Source organism: Pseudomonas sp. KH_046_2 (assembly GCF_057838985.1).
The window spans coordinates 2,055,427-2,075,598 of record NZ_CM174480.1 but is presented as its reverse complement, the minus strand read 5'-3'; the positions used below and the strand labels follow the sequence as shown (position 1 = coordinate 2,075,598).

At 60.4% G+C, this 20,172-nt stretch carries 18 protein-coding genes; 12 read left to right on the top strand and 6 right to left on the bottom strand.

The window, feature by feature from the left end:
- Positions 1-72: 72 nt before the first annotated feature.
- Positions 73-1,866: an ABC transporter transmembrane domain-containing protein gene (locus tag AC3IX1_RS09475; protein WP_489388708.1), complete on the bottom strand. Its 1,794-nt coding sequence runs from the start codon at positions 1,864-1,866 to the stop codon at positions 73-75.
- Between the two features lie 251 nt (positions 1,867-2,117).
- On the opposite strand from AC3IX1_RS09475, the gene AC3IX1_RS09470 reads away from it, so the two are divergent.
- Positions 2,118-2,297: a PA1571 family protein gene (locus AC3IX1_RS09470; RefSeq protein ID WP_150755204.1), complete on the top strand. Its 180-nt coding sequence runs from the start codon at positions 2,118-2,120 to the stop codon at positions 2,295-2,297.
- Between the two features lie 188 nt (positions 2,298-2,485).
- On the opposite strand, the gene pdxB is transcribed toward AC3IX1_RS09470, so the two are convergent.
- Positions 2,486-3,628, bottom strand: coding sequence for a 4-phosphoerythronate dehydrogenase PdxB (gene pdxB / locus AC3IX1_RS09465; protein ID WP_489387955.1), 1,143 nt, complete (start codon positions 3,626-3,628; stop codon positions 2,486-2,488).
- Positions 3,629-3,792: 164 nt separating this feature from the next.
- Here pdxB and AC3IX1_RS09460 point away from each other — a divergent pair, with 164 nt between their 5' ends.
- Positions 3,793-5,202, top strand: a complete 1,410-nt coding sequence (locus AC3IX1_RS09460; protein WP_489387954.1) for an MATE family efflux transporter — start codon at positions 3,793-3,795, stop codon at positions 5,200-5,202.
- Between the two features lie 48 nt (positions 5,203-5,250).
- On the opposite strand, the gene tusA is transcribed toward AC3IX1_RS09460, so the two are convergent.
- Entirely contained in the window at positions 5,251-5,502 is a 252-nt protein-coding gene (tusA, locus tag AC3IX1_RS09455) for a sulfurtransferase TusA (RefSeq protein ID WP_056721984.1), read from the bottom strand.
- Positions 5,503-5,604: 102 nt separating this feature from the next.
- Entirely contained in the window at positions 5,605-6,678 is a 1,074-nt protein-coding gene (gene rlmM / locus AC3IX1_RS09450; protein WP_489387953.1) for a 23S rRNA (cytidine(2498)-2'-O)-methyltransferase RlmM, read from the bottom strand.
- 222 nt (positions 6,679-6,900) lie between these two features.
- Between rlmM and acnA the strand changes: the two genes are divergently transcribed.
- The gene (gene acnA / locus AC3IX1_RS09445; protein WP_489387952.1) at positions 6,901-9,642 is read left to right on the top strand and encodes an aconitate hydratase AcnA; all 2,742 of its coding nucleotides are present in this window, start codon (positions 6,901-6,903) and stop codon (positions 9,640-9,642) included.
- Between the two features lie 304 nt (positions 9,643-9,946).
- Positions 9,947-11,512 carry a methyl-accepting chemotaxis protein gene (locus AC3IX1_RS09440; protein WP_489387951.1) on the top strand — a complete coding sequence of 522 codons (1,566 nt, stop codon included), beginning with the start codon at positions 9,947-9,949 and terminating at the stop codon, positions 11,510-11,512.
- A 204-nt stretch (positions 11,513-11,716) separates the two neighbouring features.
- Here AC3IX1_RS09440 and AC3IX1_RS09435 read toward each other — a convergent pair whose 3' ends face one another.
- On the bottom strand, positions 11,717-12,394 hold the full coding sequence (locus AC3IX1_RS09435) for an alpha/beta family hydrolase (RefSeq protein WP_489387950.1): 678 nt from the start codon (positions 12,392-12,394) through the stop codon (positions 11,717-11,719).
- 94 nt (positions 12,395-12,488) lie between these two features.
- Between AC3IX1_RS09435 and ccoN (AC3IX1_RS09430) the strand changes: the two genes are divergently transcribed.
- The 8 genes from ccoN (AC3IX1_RS09430) (at position 12,489) to ccoP (AC3IX1_RS09395) (ending at position 19,378) form a co-directional block, all read left to right on the top strand.
- Positions 12,489-13,913: a cytochrome-c oxidase, cbb3-type subunit I gene (gene ccoN / locus AC3IX1_RS09430; RefSeq protein WP_489387949.1), complete on the top strand. Its 1,425-nt coding sequence runs from the start codon at positions 12,489-12,491 to the stop codon at positions 13,911-13,913.
- A 10-nt stretch (positions 13,914-13,923) separates the two neighbouring features.
- Positions 13,924-14,532 carry a cytochrome-c oxidase, cbb3-type subunit II gene (ccoO, locus tag AC3IX1_RS09425; protein ID WP_008020035.1) on the top strand — a complete coding sequence of 203 codons (609 nt, stop codon included), beginning with the start codon at positions 13,924-13,926 and terminating at the stop codon, positions 14,530-14,532.
- 3 nt (positions 14,533-14,535) lie between these two features.
- The gene (locus tag AC3IX1_RS09420) at positions 14,536-14,730 is read left to right on the top strand and encodes a cbb3-type cytochrome oxidase subunit 3 (RefSeq protein WP_046041353.1); all 195 of its coding nucleotides are present in this window, start codon (positions 14,536-14,538) and stop codon (positions 14,728-14,730) included.
- Positions 14,727-15,680 (top strand): cytochrome-c oxidase, cbb3-type subunit III, encoded by a 954-nt coding sequence (ccoP, locus tag AC3IX1_RS09415; RefSeq protein WP_489387948.1) that lies wholly within the window; start codon positions 14,727-14,729, stop codon positions 15,678-15,680. Before AC3IX1_RS09420 ends, ccoP (AC3IX1_RS09415) begins: the two co-directional genes overlap by 4 nt.
- A gap of 482 nt (positions 15,681-16,162) precedes the next feature.
- Complete coding sequence (gene ccoN / locus AC3IX1_RS09410; RefSeq protein ID WP_008050393.1) at positions 16,163-17,605, top strand: cytochrome-c oxidase, cbb3-type subunit I; 1,443 nt, start codon at positions 16,163-16,165, stop codon at positions 17,603-17,605.
- Positions 17,605-18,213: a cytochrome-c oxidase, cbb3-type subunit II gene (ccoO, locus tag AC3IX1_RS09405; RefSeq protein ID WP_009042961.1), complete on the top strand. Its 609-nt coding sequence runs from the start codon at positions 17,605-17,607 to the stop codon at positions 18,211-18,213. The genes ccoN (AC3IX1_RS09410) and ccoO (AC3IX1_RS09405) overlap by 1 nt, the downstream gene beginning before the upstream one ends.
- A gap of 5 nt (positions 18,214-18,218) precedes the next feature.
- Positions 18,219-18,404 (top strand): CcoQ/FixQ family Cbb3-type cytochrome c oxidase assembly chaperone, encoded by a 186-nt coding sequence (locus tag AC3IX1_RS09400; protein WP_003175465.1) that lies wholly within the window; start codon positions 18,219-18,221, stop codon positions 18,402-18,404.
- Positions 18,401-19,378, top strand: a complete 978-nt coding sequence (gene ccoP / locus AC3IX1_RS09395; protein WP_489352263.1) for a cytochrome-c oxidase, cbb3-type subunit III — start codon at positions 18,401-18,403, stop codon at positions 19,376-19,378. Before AC3IX1_RS09400 ends, ccoP (AC3IX1_RS09395) begins: the two co-directional genes overlap by 4 nt.
- 243 nt (positions 19,379-19,621) lie before the next feature.
- Here ccoP (AC3IX1_RS09395) and AC3IX1_RS09390 read toward each other — a convergent pair whose 3' ends face one another.
- On the bottom strand, positions 19,622-19,840 hold the full coding sequence (locus AC3IX1_RS09390) for a hypothetical protein (protein ID WP_489387947.1): 219 nt from the start codon (positions 19,838-19,840) through the stop codon (positions 19,622-19,624).
- Positions 19,841-20,172: the final 332 nt, after the last annotated feature.

Genomic DNA, 20,172 nt, shown 5'->3' with positions numbered 1-20,172 from the left:
CGCAAGCTGTTCTGGTTAACCGCAATAAAAATGCCCGCATTGAAAGATGCGGGCATTTTTATTGCGCTTTTCTTAGCCCGTTATTTGGTCGGAAACAGCATTCTGCCCATCACTGAACTGCAACGCCGCCAACCGCGCATACAACGCATTGCTGGCGATAAGCTCCTGATGCGTGCCCACCGCCACCAGTTTCCCCTGATCCATCACGGCGATTCGGTCGGCATTTTTCACCGTGGCCAGGCGATGGGCGATCACCAGGGTGGTGCGGTTTTTCATCAGGCTCGGCAACGCTTGCTGGATCAGGTGTTCGCTCTGGGCGTCGAGGGCGCTGGTAGCTTCGTCGAGGAGCAGGATCGGGGCGTCCACCAGCAACGCGCGGGCGATGGCCAAGCGTTGGCGCTGGCCGCCGGACAAGCCGAGGCCACCGTCCCCCAGATGAGTCTGGTAACCATTGGGCATGGCTTCGATAAAGTCATGGGCGTAAGCGATTTTTGCCGCTTCCTGCACCTCGGCCAACGTCGCCTGCGGATTGCCGTAGCGAATGTTTTCTTCAATGCTGCCGAAAAACAGCGCCGGGGTTTGCGACACCAGGGCAAAGCAGCGGCGCAGGTCCAGCGGATCGAGTTGAGTCAACGGCACGCCATCGAGCAGGATGCGCCCCTCGGCCGGGTCGTAAAAACGCAGCAGCAAGTCATACACCGTGGATTTGCCGGCCCCTGATGGCCCGACCAGCGCCAGCGTCTCACCGGCATTGACGGTCAGGCTCAACCCGTCGACGGCATAGCTTTCCGGCCGCGACGGGTAGGAAAAACGCACATTGTGCAGTTGCAGTTGGCCATCGACCCGTTCCGGCAGTGTCACCGCGCCCGCCACCGGCGGCAGGATGATGTTCTCCGAACGCAGCAACTCGGCAATCCGCTCGGCCGCGCCGGCTGCCCGCTGCAATTCGCCAATCACCTCGCTCAACGTGCCGAACGCGCTGCCGACGATCAGGCTGTAGAACACGAACGCCGCCAGTGCGCCAGCGGATATTCGCCCGGCGATGACATCCATGCCGCCGACCCAGAGCATCACCCCGACCGCGCCCAGGACCAGCACGATCACCAGGGTAATCAGCCAGGCCCGCTGGAAGATGCGCTTGCGTGCGGTGTTGAACGCCTCTTCCACGGTCACGGCAAACCGGCGCTCGTCCTGGGCCTGATGGTTGTAGGCCTGCACGGTCTTGATCTGGCCCAGGGTTTCGGACACATAGCTGCCGATGTCGGCAATCCGGTCCTGACTCAGGCGTGAGAGGTTACGCACCCGGCGCCCGAAGATCAGGATCGGCGCGATCACCAGGGGCAAGGCAACCACCACGATGCTGGTGAGCTTGGGGTTGGTGACAAACAACAGAACGATCCCGCCGATCACCATAAGCAGATTGCGCAGGAACAATGACAGCGAAGAGCCGATGACCGATTGCAGCAGCGTGGTATCGGCGGTCAGGCGGGACTGGATTTCCGAGCTGCGATTGTCTTCGTAAAACCCCGGGTGCAGGTAAATCAGATGATTGAACACGTTGCGCCGGATATCGGCGACGCAGCGCTCGCCAATCCACGACACCAGGTAAAACCGGGCAAAGGTTCCGATCGCCAATCCCGCCACCAGCAACATGAACAGACCGATGGACTGATTGAGCAGATGCGGTGACTGGGTCATGAACCCCTCGTCCACCAGCAGGCGGATGCCTTGCCCCATGGACAAGGTGATGCCGGCGGTGGCGATCAACGCCAGCAAGGCGCCAAAGGCCTGCCAGCGATACGGCGCGATGAAACGGCTGGCCAGGCGAATGGCACGGCGGTGACGGGCAGAGAGCATCGTAATCATCCAGGACAAAGCAGTCATTAGGGTCAGCCTATACCGCTCAATGGGGTGGCTCGCTGCAAATCACAATGAGTCAGGTTAATTATGTCCAGCAACACTAGAGGCTAGACACTATTGGTCTAAAGTTCGGGTAGCCAGGCGAAGGCATTTCTGCTGGACTGGTTCTGTCCCCCCGGAAAGATCGCAGGGAGTTGTCATAGCCCGGTCACCTGGCGGTTCTACAGTAAGCTAACAACCTGATGAGGAGACAGGCCATGTCCTTGCAATACAGCAGCGATGACAAGATTCAAGTGATCCGCACGCAACCAGACCAGTCTCTGGGTTGCTCGATTATTGACGAGCAGGGTCGCGAAGTACCGATCACTGAAAAAATGATCCAGAAAGCTTGCAGCGAACTGGAAAAGCGATTGGTCAAACCTGCCGAACAAAAGTGATATAGCCACCGTCTTCTTGACCCGGCCCTTTGTTGGCCGGGTTTTTTATGCCTGCTTATCCAATCCGGGACCGTGGCGCGCCCTTCGCGGGCAAGCCCGCTCCCACAGGATCTCCGGTGGATACAGATGTTGTGTACGGCAAGGAAACTGTGGGAGCGGGCTTGCCCGCGATAAGGCCAATGCGGTCTTTAAACCAGTGTCGCACCCAACGCCGCCACAATCCTCTGCAACTCAGGCGCATCCCCCTCGATCCGCACCTGCAACCCGTCGATCTCACGGCGCGACGGGTATTGCTTGCGCAGCACATCGAATGCCACACGCTGCTCGCTGACACTGCCGACAAGGCTGCGACGGAAATCGGCATCGTCACGACGCGGGTCATACACGCCACGGCACAGCATCGCCAACGCCCAGGCCGGGTCGCTTTGCGCATTGAGGGTCACGTGCGACAGCCACGGTGCCGGCAGCAAATCGCTCAGGCTGACGCGGGCCGGTTGCCCGAGGAAATCGCAATACGCCTGATAAATCTGCGCGGTCCCCCGCTGCTTGCCGTCGAGGCTGTAGCCGGCAATGTGCGGCGTTGCCAGCACGCAGAGTTCGGCCAGCGCCACGTCGACTTCAGGCTCGCCTTCCCAGACATCGAGTACCGCTTGCAAGTCTTCGCGCTCCAGCAGCACGTCGCGCAGTGCCGCGTTGTTGACCACCGGCCCGCGACTGGCATTGATCAGCCAGGTGCCGGACCGGAGCTGGTTCAGACGCTTTTCATCGAACAAATGCCAGGTCGATTGCTGACCCTGTTTAGTCAATGGCGTGTGCAGACTGATGACGTCGCACTCGTCGATGATCTGCTCGAGGCTGACGTAGTCACCCCCTTCAGCGGCCTGCCGTGGCGGATCGCACACCAGCACCTTCCAGCCCAGGCCTTGCAGGACCTTGACCAGCCGGCCACCCACTTCGCCGGCACCGACCACGCCGTAGGTACGCCGGTTCAGGTCGACACCTTCGATTTCGGCCAGGGTCAGCAGGCTGCCGAGCACATAGTCGACAACGCCGCGGGCATTGCAGCCCGGCGCGCTGGACCAGGTGATGCCGGCCTGCTTGAAGTAATTCAGGTCCAGATGATCGGTGCCGATGGTGCACGTACCGACAAAGCGCACCTTGCTGCCCTCGAGCAGCGCGCGATTGACATTGGTCACCGAACGCACCAACAGCACATCGGCCTGCTCGACCGTGGCACGGTCAATGGCGCGACCCGGTACCCGGCGGATTTCACCGAAACTTCCGAAGAAGGCATCGAGCAGGGGGATATTTTCGTCGGCAACAATCAGCATGGCAGGCTCCTTTGGCGGATCGGCAGTTTAGGCGTAGATGCCTCACCGCGCCTAGCACGCCGCTCGCAGATGATTACAAATCCACAACACGGGTCTTTTCCTGACTGGCGCGTCAACGCGTAGAATGCGCGCCTGTGCATCAAAACCTTTTGGACGTTTCGCTATTGAACCCTGTAATTGAGAATACCGCCGCCATAGCTCCGGCGCGGACGACGCCCGTTCGCCTGGAACTCAAAGGCCTGCTCAGCCTGGCCCTGCCGATCATGATCGCGCAACTGGCCACCACGGCCATGGGCTTCGTCGATGCGGTGATGGCCGGCCGCGTCAGCCCACGAGACCTGGCCTCGGTGGCCTTGGGTAATTCGATCTGGATTCCGGTCTACCTGTTGATGTCCGGCGTCCTGCTGGCCACCACACCCAAGGTCGCGCAACGCTTTGGCGCCGGACAGCTTGACGAAATCGGCCCGCTGGTACGCCAGGCGCTGTGGCTCGCATTGTGTGTCGGGCTGATCGGCAGTGGCCTGCTGCTCGGCGCCGAGCCGATCCTGCACTGGATGAAAGTCGATCCGCAATTGATCGAGCCGAGCATGGGCTACCTGCACGGGATCGCCTTCGGCTTGCCGGGCATGGCGTTTTATTACGTGCTGCGCTGCTACAGCGATGGCATGGGGCGGACCCGTCCGAGCATGGTCATCGGCTTGTGCGGCCTACTGCTGAACATCCCCCTGAACTACACGTTGATCTATGGCCATTTCGGCGCACCGGCCCTGGGCGGCGTCGGGTGCGGCTGGGCCAGCGGCATCGTGATGTGGTTCATGGCGTTGAGCATGGCCGGCTGGACCTTCTGGGCGCCGTTCTATGCCCGCACCCGCGTGCTGGTGCGCTTCGACCGGCCGAAATGGGCCGTGATCAAGCGTCTGGTCAGCATTGGCCTGCCGATCGGTATCGCCGTGTTCGCCGAATCCAGCATCTTCGCGGTCATTGCCCTGTTGATCGGCAGTCTCGGCTCTACCGTGGTGGCCGGGCATCAAATCGCCCTGAACATCAGCTCGTTGCTGTTCATGATTCCTTATTCGCTGGGCATGGCGGTGACCGTGCGCGTCGGCCAGGCACTGGGGGCCGGCAATCCCTGGCAGGCGCGCTTCGCGGCAAAGGTCGGGCTCGGCGCGGCACTGGTGTTCGCGGCGTTCTCCGCAGCCCTGATCCTGCTCCTGCGCGAACCTATCGCCTCGATCTACACGCCTGACAAGGCCGTGATCCAGATTGCGTCGATGTTGATTGTGTATGCCGCGCTGTATCAGTTTTCCGATGCCATCCAGGTGATCTGCGCGGGCGCGCTGCGTGGTTACCAGGACACCCGGGTGACGATGATACTGACCTTGTTCGCCTATTGGGGCATCGGCCTGCCGGTCGGCTACGTGCTGGGGCTGACCGATTGGTTCGGTCCCGCCAGCGGCCCGAGCGGGCTGTGGGAAGGGTTGATTGCCGGATTGAGCTGTGCGGCGCTGATGCTGTCGATCCGCCTGACACTCAGTGCGCGCCGGCGGATCCGTAACAGCCACTCGGCGGGTTGACTGCACAAATAAAAAGACCTGCTTTTGCAGGTCTTTTTTTGGCTACCGTTAAACGGACTTCTTGCGAATCCAGTAGAGGTAGGTGCCCTCATCTTCGTGCTGCGCCACCAGTTCATGGTCGAGAAACACGCAGAACTTGGGAATGTCGCGACGGGTCGACGGGTCAGTGGCGATCACCTTGAGCAGGCCACCGGGCACCAGGTCACGGATGTGCTGGTGCAGCATCATCACCGGTTCGGGGCAGTTGAGGCCGGTGGCGTCGAGGGTGCCGTCTACCGGCGTATCAAGCATTTCACTCATGATTCACTCCTGAAACTGGCCGGCATTGTCGCGCATTGCCGGGTGTTCAGTCACCTATGGCATTACGCCGCCCTTGTGGGATGACCACAGGGACTTGCGTGATCAGCGGGATTTCGGCTTCTTCACATCCAGCCGGCGCAAGTGGCAGGTCACTTCCTCGCGGTCGTGGTACAGCTGCTTGCAACCAATCTCGACCTTGATGCCCCGTGCCTTGAAGCCATCGGCAATGCGCTCGAGCAAGCGCTTCACTTCGGCATAGCGCTGTTTCATCGGCAACTTGAGATTGACCACCGCCTCGCGGCAATGGCCGTCGCCGATCCACTCTTCCAGCATCGCGGCGTTACGCGCCGGTTTCTCGACGATGTCGCAGACCATCCAGTCCACCGGTTGCTTGGGCTTGAAGGTGAAACCGTCAGCCATCAAGTGCTGCACCAGACCCGTGTCCATCAGGCTTTCGGCCATCGGGCCGTTGTCGATGGCGGTCACCAGCATGCCGCGGTTGACCAGTTGCCAGGTCCAGCCACCGGGGGCGGCCCCCAGGTCAACGCCGGTCATGTCGCCGTGCAGGCGCTCGTCCCACTGGTCGCGCGGGATGAAGTGGTGCCAGGCCTCTTCCAGCTTCAAGGTCGATCGGCTCGGCGCCTCCCGTGGAAACTTCAAACGCGGAATGCCCATCGGCCACATCGCCGAGTTGTTCGACTCCGCCAGGCCCATGAACACTTCGCGGCCGCTCTTGAAGGTCAGCAGCAAACGCGGCTTGTGCGCGTCCTCCACCAGCTTGCCGGCCGCCATCAGCGCCTTGCGCAGGTGCACTTCGAATTTCTTGCAGAAGTTCGACAGTTCCTTGCCGTCGTTGGTATCGACCATTTCCAGCCACAGGCTGCCGCACAGCGGAAAGTCCGCCATATGATCGAGGATCACGCTGATGCGGTCGGTTTCCGGCAGATCGATGAAGATCCCCCGGGCCCACTGGCGCGGGAAGATCAGCTCGGCGAAACGCTGCCCGCGCATCAGGCGCTCGGCGCCGTCTTCTTCGGTGCAGACAAACTCGGCGCAGGCAGTTGCCGCCTTGGCCTTGGCATATCCGGCCACGTTCAAGCGCGAGGCGAGGTCGGAAATCTCGGAACAGACTTCGCCTTCGAAGCCCGGCCGGCAATGCATAAAGAGGGTGTTCATTCTTACTCCTGGGCAATGGCGAGGAATTTCGGCCACTGCGCGATGCCCAGGCTTGCGTTGAAGCAAAGCCTGTCACGAAAACCCGCGCATGATAGCCGACTTCGGAACCTCGGACTTAGCGATAGAGTCCAGTTATTAGCCAGCTACTGAAAACAGGGCTAGTTTTAATGCTCTGCCCGTCCCCTCAGTCCGTAGCCGTGCGGACTCAAAGGAGTGATCGCAATGCCGTCCCTCGATAGCCTGAAAACGCTCAAGACCCTGCAAGTCGGCAACAAGACCTACCACTACTTCAGCCTGCCCGATGCCGCCAAAAGCCTGGGCGATCTGGACAAGCTGCCGATGTCGTTGAAAGTCCTGCTGGAAAACCTGCTGCGCTGGGAGGACGAAAAAACCGTCACCGGCGCCGACCTCAAGGCACTGGCCGCGTGGCTCAAGGAGCGTCGCTCCGACCGCGAAATCCAGTACCGCCCGGCGCGGGTGCTGATGCAGGACTTCACCGGCGTACCGGCGGTGGTCGACCTGGCCGCCATGCGCGCGGCAATGGCCAAGGCTGGCGGCAATCCGCAGCGGATCAACCCGTTGTCGCCGGTGGACCTGGTGATCGACCACTCGGTGATGGTCGACAAGTTTGCCAGCAGCAGCGCCTTCGAGCAGAACGTCGACATTGAAATGCAGCGCAATGGCGAACGTTATGCGTTCCTGCGCTGGGGCCAGAGTGCCTTCGACAATTTCAGCGTGGTGCCGCCAGGCACCGGGATCTGCCACCAGGTGAATCTTGAATACCTCGGCCGCACGGTCTGGACCAAGGACGAGGACGGCCGCACCTACGCCTTCCCCGACACTTTGGTCGGCACCGACTCCCACACCACCATGATCAACGGCCTCGGCGTGCTCGGCTGGGGCGTCGGCGGTATCGAAGCGGAAGCGGCAATGCTCGGGCAACCGGTGTCGATGCTGATTCCCGAAGTCATCGGTTTCAAACTCACCGGCAAGCTCAAGGAAGGCATCACCGCCACCGACCTGGTGCTGACGGTGACCCAGATGCTGCGCAAGAAAGGCGTGGTGGGCAAATTCGTCGAGTTCTATGGCGATGGCCTTGCCGACCTGCCCCTGGCCGACCGCGCGACCATCGCCAACATGGCTCCGGAATACGGCGCCACCTGCGGTTTCTTCCCGGTGGACGACATCACGCTGGAATACCTGCGCCTGTCCGGCCGGACCCTGGAAACGGTGCAACTGGTCGAGGCCTACAGCAAGGCCCAGGGCCTGTGGCGCCTGCCCGGCCAGGAACCCGTGTTCACCGACAGCCTGGCGCTGGACATGGACAGTGTCGAAGCCTGCCTCGCCGGACCAAAACGTCCACAGGACCGGGTGTCGCTGCCCAACGTCGCGCAAGCGTTCAGCGACTTCACCGACCTGCAATTCAAGCCCACCAGCAAGGAAGAAGGCCGCCTGGAAAGCGAAGGCGGTGGCGGTGTTGCCGTCGGCAATGCCGATATGGCCGGCGAAGCGGATTACGATTACGAAGGCCAGACCTATCGCCTGAAAAACGGCGCCGTGGTCATTGCCGCAATCACCTCCTGCACCAACACCTCCAACCCCAGCGTGATGATGGCCGCCGGGCTGGTGGCGAAGAAGGCCGTGGAAAAAGGCCTGAAACGCAAACCCTGGGTGAAGAGCTCGCTGGCACCCGGCTCGAAAGTGGTCACCGACTACTACAAGGCGGCCGGCCTGACCCATTACCTCGACGAATTGGGCTTTGCCCTGGTCGGCTATGGCTGCACCACCTGCATCGGCAACTCGGGCCCGCTGTCGGAGCCCATCGAGAAAGCCATCCAGCAAGCCGACCTCACCGTGGCCTCCGTGCTCTCGGGCAATCGCAACTTCGAAGGCCGGGTGCATCCGCTGGTGAAAACCAACTGGCTGGCCTCCCCGCCGCTGGTGGTGGCCTACGCGCTGGCCGGCACGGTACGCACCGACATCAGCCGCGAGCCGTTGGGCGAGGACAAGGACGGCAACCCGGTTTACCTTCGGGACATCTGGCCAAGCAGCAAGGAAATTGCCGACGCCGTGAGTCAGGTCAACACCGCCATGTTCCACAAGGAATACGCCGAAGTGTTTGCCGGTGACGCGCAATGGCAGGCGATCAAGGTTCCGCAGGCGGCGACCTATGTCTGGCAGGACGACTCGACCTACATCCAGCATCCGCCGTTCTTCGACGACATCGGCGGCCCACCGCCCGTGGTCAAGGATGTCAGCGGCGCCAGGATCCTCGCGCTGCTCGGCGACTCGGTGACCACCGACCACATCTCCCCGGCCGGCAACATCAAGGTCGACAGCCCGGCCGGGCACTACCTGCGCGACAAAGGCGTGGAGCCGCGGGACTTCAACTCCTACGGCTCGCGGCGTGGCAACCATGAAGTGATGATGCGCGGCACCTTCGCCAACATCCGCATACGCAACGAAATGCTCGGCGGCGAAGAAGGTGGCAACACCCGCTACATTCCCACCGGCGAGAAAATGTCGATCTACGACGCCGCCATGCGCTATCAGGCTTCAGGCACGCCGCTGGTGGTGATCGCCGGCCAGGAATACGGCACCGGTTCGAGCCGCGACTGGGCGGCCAAGGGCACCAACCTGCTGGGGGTGAAAGCGGTCGTCGCCGAAAGCTTCGAACGGATTCACCGCTCCAACCTGGTGGGCATGGGCGTGCTGCCGTTGCAGTTCAAACTGGACCAGAACCGCAAGAGCCTGAACCTGGGCGGCAGTGAAACCCTGGACATCCTCGGCCTGACCGGCGTCGAGCTGACGCCACGGATGAACCTGACGCTGGTCATCACTCGCGAAGACGGCAGCAGCGAGAAGATCGAGGTGTTGTGCCGCATCGATACGCTCAATGAGGTCGAGTACTTCAAGTCCGGAGGGATTTTGCATTACGTGTTGCGGCAGTTGATTGCGTCGTAGCCTTGCGCTGACAAAAAACCCTGTGGGAGCGAGCTCGCGATAGCGGAGTGTCATTCAACATCATCTTTGAATGTTTCGCAGTCATCGCGAGCAAGCTCGCTCCCACAGGGGACTCGGGGATCCACAGAATTTCGACACCAGGATTTTCAATGCTCGCCTGCATTTCGGCTCGCTCACCTATCCGATGCTCGCCAGCTGACGCAAGGGTGATTTTGCGACGTGCCGCTGATTCTCGAAAAAATAATCTCAACAATTCACCACGCATGCCGATACAGCACTTGAAAGCCTTGCGGATTAAAAAGCCATGCGTAACAACCAGCCAATTACACAACGCGAGCGGACCTTCCCGGCTCAGCAACGGTTGATTTCCACCACCGATGCCAAGGGCATGATCACCTACTGTAACGACGCTTTCGTCGAGATCAGCGGGTTTTCCCGAGAGAAACTGATCCGTGCGCCGCACAACCTGGTCCGTCACCCCGACGTCCCGGCCGCGGTGTTCGCACACATGTGGGGCACACTCAAACAAGGCTTGCCATGGATGGGCATTGTCAAGAATCGCTGCAAGATGGGTGATCATTACTGGGTGAACGCCTATGTGACACCGATCTTCGAAGGCAGTCAGGTGATCGGTTACGAGTCGGTGCGGGTCAAGCCCACCGCCGAACAGATCCGCCGCGCCGAAGCGCTCTACCAACGCATCAACCAGGGCAAGTCGGCCGTTCCCTCCTCGGATAAATGGCTGCCGATCCTGCAGGACTGGCTGCCGTTCATCCTGGTCAGCCAATTGAGCTTCATGATCGGTGCATCGCTGAACTCCCATTGGGGGTTTGCCCTGGCTGCCGGCCTTTCAGTGCCGCTGGGCCTGATGGGCCTCCAGTGGCAACAGCGTGGCCTCAAGCGTTTGCTGCGCCTGGCCGAGCAGACCACCTCCGATCCGTTGATCGCTCAGATGTACACCGACAGTCGCGGCGCCCAGGCGCGCCTGGAAATGTCCATCCTCAGTCAGGAAGCCCGCCTGAAAACTTGCCTGACGCGTCTGCAGGACACGGCCGAACACCTGACCGATCAGGCCAGACAGTCCGACGCCCTGGCGCACAACAGCTCCAGCGGCCTGGAACGTCAACGGGTCGAGACCGAGCAGGTAGCCACCGCGGTCAATCAGATGGCAGCGACCACCCAGGAAGTCGCCAGCCATGTGCAACGCACCGCCGACGCCACCCAGGAAGCCAATCGCCTGACCGGTCGTGGTCGTGACATCGCTGGGGAAACCCGCGAAGCCATTCAGCGCCTTTCAGTAGTCGTCGGTGAAACCGGCGTGACCGTGACCCAACTGGCCAAGGACAGCAACGAAATCGGTGGCGTGGTCGACGTGATCAAAGGCATCGCCGACCAGACCAACCTGCTGGCGTTGAACGCTGCCATCGAAGCGGCCCGTGCCGGCGAGATGGGGCGTGGCTTTGCGGTGGTGGCCGACGAAGTCCGTCAACTGGCGCAACGCACCAGCGAGTCCACCGGGCAGATTCATGCGCTGATCGCCAAGCTCCAGCAAACCGCCGGCACCGCCGTGCAAACCATGGAAGCCGGGCATCGTCAGGCAGAAGAAGGCGTGGCGCGGGTACTGGAAGCGGACCAGGCACTGGTGGGGATCAGCGAAGCGGTGGCCAACATCACCGACATGACCACCCAGATCGCCGCCGCGACCGAAGAGCAAAGTGCCGTGGCCGAAGAAATCAGCCGCAACATCAGCAACATTTCGCAACTGGCGGACCAGACCTCGGAACAGGCACAGAACTCGGCGTTGCTGAGTGAAGAGCTGACCAGGACTGCCAATACGCAGTATTCGTTGGTGGAGCGGTTTAACCGCTGATTGTTGTTGATCAATAAAAAACCCGGACAGTGGAAGCTTCCGGGTTTTTTATTACCAGTCTGAAATGTATATCGCCTGGACAGGCCTCTTCGCGGGCAAGCCCGCTCCCACAGGGTTCTGCATTGATCACAAAATCGAGCCACACCAAAGATCACTGTGGGAGCGGGCTTGCCCGCGAAGAGGCAGGCCCAGACGCCATTCATTTCACTGAAGAAATGAGGCCACCTTCCCCGCCGCAGCCACCAAATGCTGCTCATGGCTAAACCCCGAAGCCTTCAACGGCTTCAAATCATGATCCCCCGCCACCAGCCAGAACACTTCGATACTCGGTGACAGCGCATACCCCTCGACGGCTTCCCGGTTGCCCAACGCATCCCGCTCGCCCTGCACGATCAAGGTACGGGTTTTCAAAGAAGCCAAATGCTCCACCCGCGGTCTCTCCGGTTTACCCACTGCATAAAACGGATACCCCAGGCACACCAGAGCATCCGCGCCCAATTCATCCGCCAGCAAACTGGCCATGCGACCGCCCATGGACTTGCCGCCCATGGCCAGCGGCCCAGTGACATGGCGTCGCACCTGGGCATACACCTCACGCCAGCATTCCAGCAGTTTCGGCGCCGGGTTCGGCGGGCGCTTGCCGCCATCGATGCGCCGCTGCGCCATGTAGGGAAACTCGAAGCGCAACACGTTGACGCCTTGTGCAGCGAGGCGTGCAGCCATGTCGCTCATCCAGTCGCTGTCCATCGGTGCGCCGGCGCCATGGGCGAGGATCAGTGTCGCCGCAGCCTTGCCAGCGGCGGCATTCCACAACCATCCATGATCCCGCACGCACTGCGCCCATTGATCCCCGTCAATACCGGCCTTGTGCCCTTTGTCCATGCTTGCCTCGCTTTTAGTCTGCCTATAACTCCGGCCGAAGGGTGCACTGCCTTGCGCTGCGCGCTCACTTCGGCTGAACCGTGGATGGGGAACCATGAACACTTCTATCAGTACCGCCTACAACTACAAGGTGGTCCGCCAATTCGCCATTATGACGGTGGTGTGGGGCATCGTCGGCATGGGGCTCGGGGTTTTTCTCGCTGCCCAGTTGGTCTGGCCCGAACTCAACTTCAATTTGCCGTGGACCAGCTTCGGCCGCTTGCGCCCGCTGCACACCAACGCGGTGATCTTCGCCTTCGGCGGCTGCGCACTGTTCGCCAGTTCGTTTTACTCAGTACAACGTACTTGCCAGACACGCTTATTTGCTCCCGCAATTGCGGCGTTCTGTTTCTGGGGCTGGCAGCTTGTGATCCTGCTGGCGGCCATCAGCCTGCCGCTGGGCTACACCAGTTCCAAGGAATACGCCGAGCTGGAATGGCCGATCGACATCCTGATCACCATCGTCTGGGTCGCCTACGCCATCGTGTTCTTCGGCACGATCATGCAGCGCAAGACCAAGCACATCTATGTCGGCAACTGGTTCTTCGGTGCGTTTATCGTCACCGTGGCGATCCTGCACATCGTCAACAACATGGAATTGCCGGTCAGTTTCACCAAGTCCTACTCGCTGTACTCCGGTGCCACCGACGCGATGGTGCAATGGTGGTACGGACACAACGCCGTAGGCTTTTTCCTCACCGCCGGTTTCCTCGGGATGATGTATTACTTCGTGCCGAAACAGGCCGAGCGCCCGGTTTACTCCTATCGCCTGTCGATCGTGCACTTCTGGGCGCTGATCACCCTGTACATCTGGGCCGGTCCGCACCACTTGCACTACACCGCGCTGCCGGACTGGGCGCAGTCGCTGGGCATGGTGATGTCGCTGATCCTGCTGGCGCCGAGCTGGGGCGGGATGATCAACGGCATGATGACCCTGTCGGGTGCCTGGCATAAGTTGCGCAGCGACCCGGTCCTGCGCTTCCTCGTGGTGTCGCTGGCGTTCTACGGCATGTCGACCTTCGAAGGGCCGATGATGGCGATCAAGACGGTCAACGCCCTCTCCCACTACACCGACTGGACCATCGGCCACGTACACGCCGGCGCCTTGGGCTGGGTGGCGATGATTTCCATCGGTGCGCTGTACCACATGATCCCGAAAGTCTTCGGACGTTTACAGATGCACAGCATCGGTCTGATCAACGCGCACTTCTGGCTCGCCACCATCGGCACCGTTCTGTACATCGCCTCGATGTGGGTCAACGGCATTGCCCAGGGCCTGATGTGGCGCGCGGTGAACGAGGACGGCACGCTGACCTACTCCTTCGTCGAAACCCTGGTGGCCAGCCACCCTGGCTTCGTCGTGCGGCTGGTGGGTGGCGCGATCTTCCTCAGTGGCATGTTCCTGATGGCCTACAACACCTGGCGCACCGTGCGGGCCTCGCAGCCTGCCGAAGTCGCCGCTGCCGAGCAGATGGCCTGAGGAGTCCGCCATGAAACACGAAACTATCGAGAAAAACGTCGGCCTGTTGCTGCTGCTGATGATCCTGGCCGTGAGCATTGGCGGCCTGACCCAGATCGTCCCGCTGTTCTTCCAGGACGTGACCAACAAACCGGTGGAAGGCATGAAGCCCTATACCGCGCTGCAACTGGAAGGTCGCGACATCTATATCCGCGAAGGCTGCGTCGGCTGCCACTCGCAGATGATCCGCCCGTTCCGCGCCGAGACCGAACGCTACGGTCACTACTCGGTGGCCGGCGAAAGTGTCTGGGATCACCCGTTCCTGTGGGGCTCGAAACGCACCGGGCCGGACCTGGCGCGGGTCGGCGCGCGCTACTCGGATGACTGGCACCGCGCGCACTTGTACAACCCGCGCAACGTCGTGCCGGAGTCGAAGATGCCGGCCTATCCGTGGCTGGTGGCCAACCAACTCGACAGCAGTCATACCGAAACCAAGATCAAGGCCATGCGCACCCTGGGCGTGCCGTACACCGACGAGGACATCACCGGCGCCGTCGCTTCGCTCAAGGGCAAGAGCGAGATGGATGCACTGGTCGCCTACCTGCAAGTGCTCGGCACTGCCATCAAGAGCAAGAGGTGAGCAATGTTTGAATTGAGCACTGGAATGATCCGCGGCCTGGGCACAGTCGTCGTATTCGTCGCGTTCATCGGCTTGACCCTGTGGGTATTCAACGGCAAGCGCAGCCCGGAATTCGCCGAAGCGCGCCTGCTGCCGTTCGCCGACGAGCCACAACCCGACATCACTGAAGAATCAGCAACAAGGAGTACCCGGCCATGACCACCTTCTGGAGTACGTGGATCTGCGTACTGACCATCGGCAGCCTGATCGGCCTGACCTGGCTGCTGCTCAGCACCCGCAAGGGCGAAACCAAGGGCAGTGTCGACCAGACCATGGGCCACAGCTTCGACGGCATCGAGGAGTACGACAACCCGCTGCCGCAATGGTGGTTCATGCTGTTCGTTGGCACCCTGGTGTTTGCCGTCGGTTATCTGATCCTCTATCCGGGCCTGGGCAACTGGAAAGGCATCCTCCCCGGCTACGAAAACGGCTGGACCGGCGTGCACGAATGGGAAAAGGAAATGGCCAAGGCTGACACGAAGTTCGGGCCGATCTTCGCCAAATTCGCGGCGATGCCCGTGGAAGAAGTGGCCAAGGACCCGCAGGCACTGAAAATGGGCGGCCGCCTGTTTGCCTCCAACTGTTCGGTGTGCCACGGCTCGGACGCCAAGGGTGCATTCGGCTTCCCCAACCTGGCCGACAGCGACTGGCGCTGGGGCGGCAGTGCAGAAACCATCAAGACCACCATCATGGGTGGCCGGATGGCGATGATGCCGGCCTGGGGTGAAGTCCTGGGTGAGGAAGGTGTGAAAAACGTCGCCGCTTATGTGCGCCATGATCTGGCCGGCCTGCCGCTACCCGCCGACAGCAAAGCCGACCTGCAAGCCGGACAGCAAGCCTTCAGCACCACCTGCGTCGCCTGTCACGGAGCGAACGGCCAGGGCACTGAAGCCATGGGCGCGCCGAACCTGACGCACCCGGCCGGCTTCATCTACGGTACAAGCCTGACGCAGCTTGAACAGACGATTCGGCATGGCCGCCAGGGCCATATGCCGGCGCAAAACGAACTGCTCGGCAACGACAAGGTGCAATTGCTGGCCGCATATGTGTACAGCCTGTCCCACGGTTTGAATACCGAGCGCCTGCAGGCTGAAGACAACCGCAAATAAATCCCGACCGCTCTGCTGCCGCATTCTCCCGGATGCGGCAGTTCCCTGCCCCTTTGCGACTCATTGTCGCACCCTCGCACCGACTTTCTTTCGGATCCCCGGATTCGGGTCTAAGCTTCCCCCGATGCGGACTGGCCGGTGCCGGTTCCAGGTCGACCCTGAACGATGTGTTCGACGAATCTGCCCGATGACAGGCCGCAAAGGCTGGTAGATACCGGCTGTCGCGCCAGTTGCCTTCGGTCAGCCAAACGTTGCGTTTGAACACACCCCGTTACATCCGACCTGACCCCCTCGCCTGATCAGTCCGCCGGGACGTTTTGCCCACGGGCAATTTTGTCCCTACGTGGTGCATGGAAAGGCCGCAGAATCAGCATTTGAAAGCATTGACCCAGGTCATGGCGCGTTGCAATGACCCCCTGCTTTCTCCATACTTGCGGCCGATTTTTAATCCTAATAAAACACCCAAACCGTGGAACCTTAGAATGAGCACAGCAATCAGTCCGACTGCTTATAACTATAAGGTAGTCCGCCAGTTCGCCATCATGACGGTGGTCTGGGGGATCCTTGGCATGGGGCTCGGTGTCTTCATCGCCTCGCAACTGGTCTGGCCGGAGTTGAACTTCGGTCTGGCATGGACGAGCTTTGGACGCCTGCGCCCGCTGCACACCAACCTGGTGATTTTCGCCTTCGGTGGATGTGCACTGTTTGCCACTTCTTATTACGTCGTGCAGCGAACCTGCCAAACGCGACTGATTTCCGACAGCCTCGCCGCCTTCACCTTCTGGGGATGGCAAGCGGTGATCGTCGGCGCGATCATTACCTTGCCGATGGGTTTCACCACCACCAAGGAATACGCGGAACTGGAATGGCCCCTGGCTATTCTGCTGGCCATTGTCTGGGTCACCTACGGTCTGGTGTTCTTCGGCACCATCGTCAAGCGCAAGACCAAGCACATCTATGTGGGTAACTGGTTCTACGGCGCGTTCATCGTCGTGACCGCGATGCTGCACATCGTCAACCACATGTCGCTGCCGGTCAGCCTGTTCAAGTCCTACTCGGCCTACTCGGGTGCGACGGACGCGATGATCCAGTGGTGGTACGGCCACAACGCCGTGGGCTTCTTCCTGACCACCGGCTTCCTGGGGATGATGTACTACTTCGTGCCGAAACAGGCCGAGCGTCCGATCTACTCCTATCGCTTGTCGATCGTGCACTTCTGGGCGCTGATCACCCTGTACATCTGGGCAGGTCCCCACCACCTGCACTACACCGCGCTGCCGGACTGGGCTCAGTCCCTGGGCATGGCAATGTCGATCATCCTGCTGGCGCCAAGCTGGGGCGGCATGATCAACGGCATGATGACCCTGTCGGGCGCCTGGCATAAGCTGCGCACCGACCCGATCCTGCGCTTTTTGGTGGTTTCCCTGGCGTTCTACGGCATGTCGACCTTCGAAGGCCCGATGATGGCCATCAAGACCGTGAACTCCCTGTCGCACTACACCGACTGGACCATCGGCCACGTACACGCCGGTGCCTTGGGCTGGGTTGCGATGATCTCGATCGGCGCCATCTACCACATGATCCCGAAACTGTTCGGTCGTGCGCAGATGCACAGCACCGGCCTGATCAACACCCACTTCTGGCTCGCGACCATCGGTACCGTGCTCTACATCGCTTCGATGTGGGTCAACGGCATCACCCAGGGCCTGATGTGGCGTGCAATCAACGATGACGGCACCCTCACCTACTCGTTCGTCGAAGCGCTGCAAGCCAGCCACCCGGGCTTCATCGTCCGCGCCCTGGGCGGTGCATTCTTCGCCACCGGCATGCTGTTCATGGCCTACAACGTATTCCGTACCGTACGCGCCTCGAACCCGGCTGAAGCCAAAGCCGCCGAACAGATTGCCGTAGTTGGAGCTCACTGATGAAGCATGAAGCAGTCGAGAAGAATATTGGCCTGCTGGCCTTCTTCATGGTCATCGCCGTCAGCATCGGCGGCCTGACCCAGATCGTTCCGCTGTTTTTCCAGGACGTCACCAACAAGCCGGTCGAGGGCATGAAGCCCCGCACCGCCCTTGAACTGGAAGGCCGGGATGTTTATATCGCCAACGGTTGTGTCGGCTGCCACTCGCAGATGATCCGCCCGTTCCGTGCTGAAACCGAACGCTACGGCCACTACTCAGTCGCCGGTGAAAGCGTCTGGGACCACCCGTTCCTGTGGGGTTCCAAGCGTACCGGTCCGGACCTGGCCCGTGTCGGCGGTCGTTACTCCGATGACTGGCAGCGTGCGCACTTGTACAACCCGCGCAACGTAGTGCCCGAGTCGAAAATGCCGGCCTACCCGTTCCTCGTGGAAAACAAGCTCGACGGCAAAGACACCGCCAAGAAAATGGAAGTCTTGCGCACGCTCGGCGTCCCTTACACCGACGAAGACATCGCCGGCGCCAAGGATGCTGTGAAGGGCAAAACCGAAATGGACGCGCTGGTGGCCTATCTGCAAGGCCTGGGCACCATCATCAAAAGCAAACGGTGAATTGGATGGATATCGGGATGATTCGTGGCCTGGGCACCGTTGTCGTGATGGTGGCCTTCATCGGACTGGCACTGTGGGTGTTCAGTCCCAAGCGCAAGTCGGAGTTTGAAGACGCGACCTTGCTGCCTTTCGCGGATGATCCCGAAGCCATCAAGCACGTCGAGCAAGCTTCTAGGAGTAACAAAGAATGACTACATTCTGGAGTCTGTACGTCACAGTCCTCAGTCTCGGCACCATCTTCGCCCTGACCTGGCTGCTGCTGTCCACCCGCAAGGGCCAGCGCGCCGAGCAAACCGACGAGACGGTTGGTCACTCCTTCGACGGGATCGAGGAGTACGACAACCCGCTGCCGAAATGGTGGTTCATGCTGTTCGTGGGCACCATCATCTTCGCCCTCGGCTACCTGGTGCTGTACCCGGGCCTGGGCAACTGGAAAGGCCTGCTGCCGGGTTACAACTACCTCGATAACGAGAAGCAGACCGCGTTCGCCAACGGCCAGACCGGCTGGACCGGCGTTCACGAGTGGGAAAAGGAAATGGCCAGGTCGGACGCCAAGTTCGGTCCGATCTTCGCCAAGTTCGCCGCCATGCCAATCGAGGAAGTGGCCAAGGACCCACAAGCCCTGAAGATGGGTGGCCGCCTGTTCGCCTCCAACTGCTCGGTTTGCCACGGTTCCGACGCCAAGGGCGCCTACGGCTTCCCGAACCTGACCGACGCCGACTGGCGCTGGGGCGGCGACGCGCAAGCCATCAAGACCACCATCATGGGCGGTCGTCACGCGGTGATGCCTGCGTGGGCTGAAGTGATTGGCGAGCAAGGCGTGGCCGATGTGGCCGCGTTTATCCTGACCAACCTCGATGGCCGCAAGCTGCCGGAAGGCGCCAAGGCCGACCCGGTTGCCGGGCAGAAGCTGTTCGCTACCAACTGCGTGGCGTGCCACGGTCCGGAAGGCAAAGGCACCCCAGCGATGGGCGCACCTGACCTGACTCACCCGGCTGCGTTCATCTACGGTTCGAGCTTCGCTCAACTGCAGCAGACCATCCGTTACGGCCGTCAGGGCCAGATGCCTGCGCAAGAGGCAATGCAGGGTAACGACAAGGTTCACCTGCTGGCCGCTTACGTCTACAGCCTGTCTCACGGTGAGAAGGCAGCGGACGCCAAGTAAGGCAAACGCTTGAAGCAACAAAAAACGGCCCCGCCAATGAGAATTGGCGGGGCCGTTTTCATTTGGAGTCTACGCACGCTTATTTGCACACAGTTCCGTTGAGTTGCTGGCGAGCCCTCCCGATTATTATTTTTCACGCACTCTTCGATCAACTAATAAAAAACGGCTTCGCCATTTTTAGTTGGCGAAGCAGTTTTTTAGACGCTCATGAATACACTTCGCATTCATGTGTATTGGCTGTAATCAAGGAAGGTTACCACCACCCAGACTGTCCAGACCGCCAGTCCCTTTCTTGTTGCCTGAAGAGCGTTTTGCCTGGACTTTTTGCGCAGTCGGCTCCAACGTATCGATAGTCGTGACGGGGGCCGGAATCGTGCAGTCTGTACCAGGTTTATGAGCTTCGACAGTGACGGCCCCAACGGACTGAGTTACTCGGGTGCATTCTTCATCATTAATAGACATTTTTACTTATCCTTAAGTAGATATTTAAAATACATACGACGTGCAACACTGCAATCAAATTTCATTGTTGTCACACTAACAAACTATTAAATTAAAATCCAAATATCCATCTACCAATAATCACAAAGTATGACCCAAGTTAAAAATATATTCTTTATCCAGCAGACTTTGGATATCGCCTTCCACGCAGGCACCTGTCGAGGATCGACGAAGAAAAAAGATAAATCGTCTATAGTCAATTGACCTGCATCACGTTTTGTTACATCTGCTACACCATTCATGATTTTTCCCCAACGCGACCAAAGGTCGCACCCGCAGGCTAGAGCGACAGG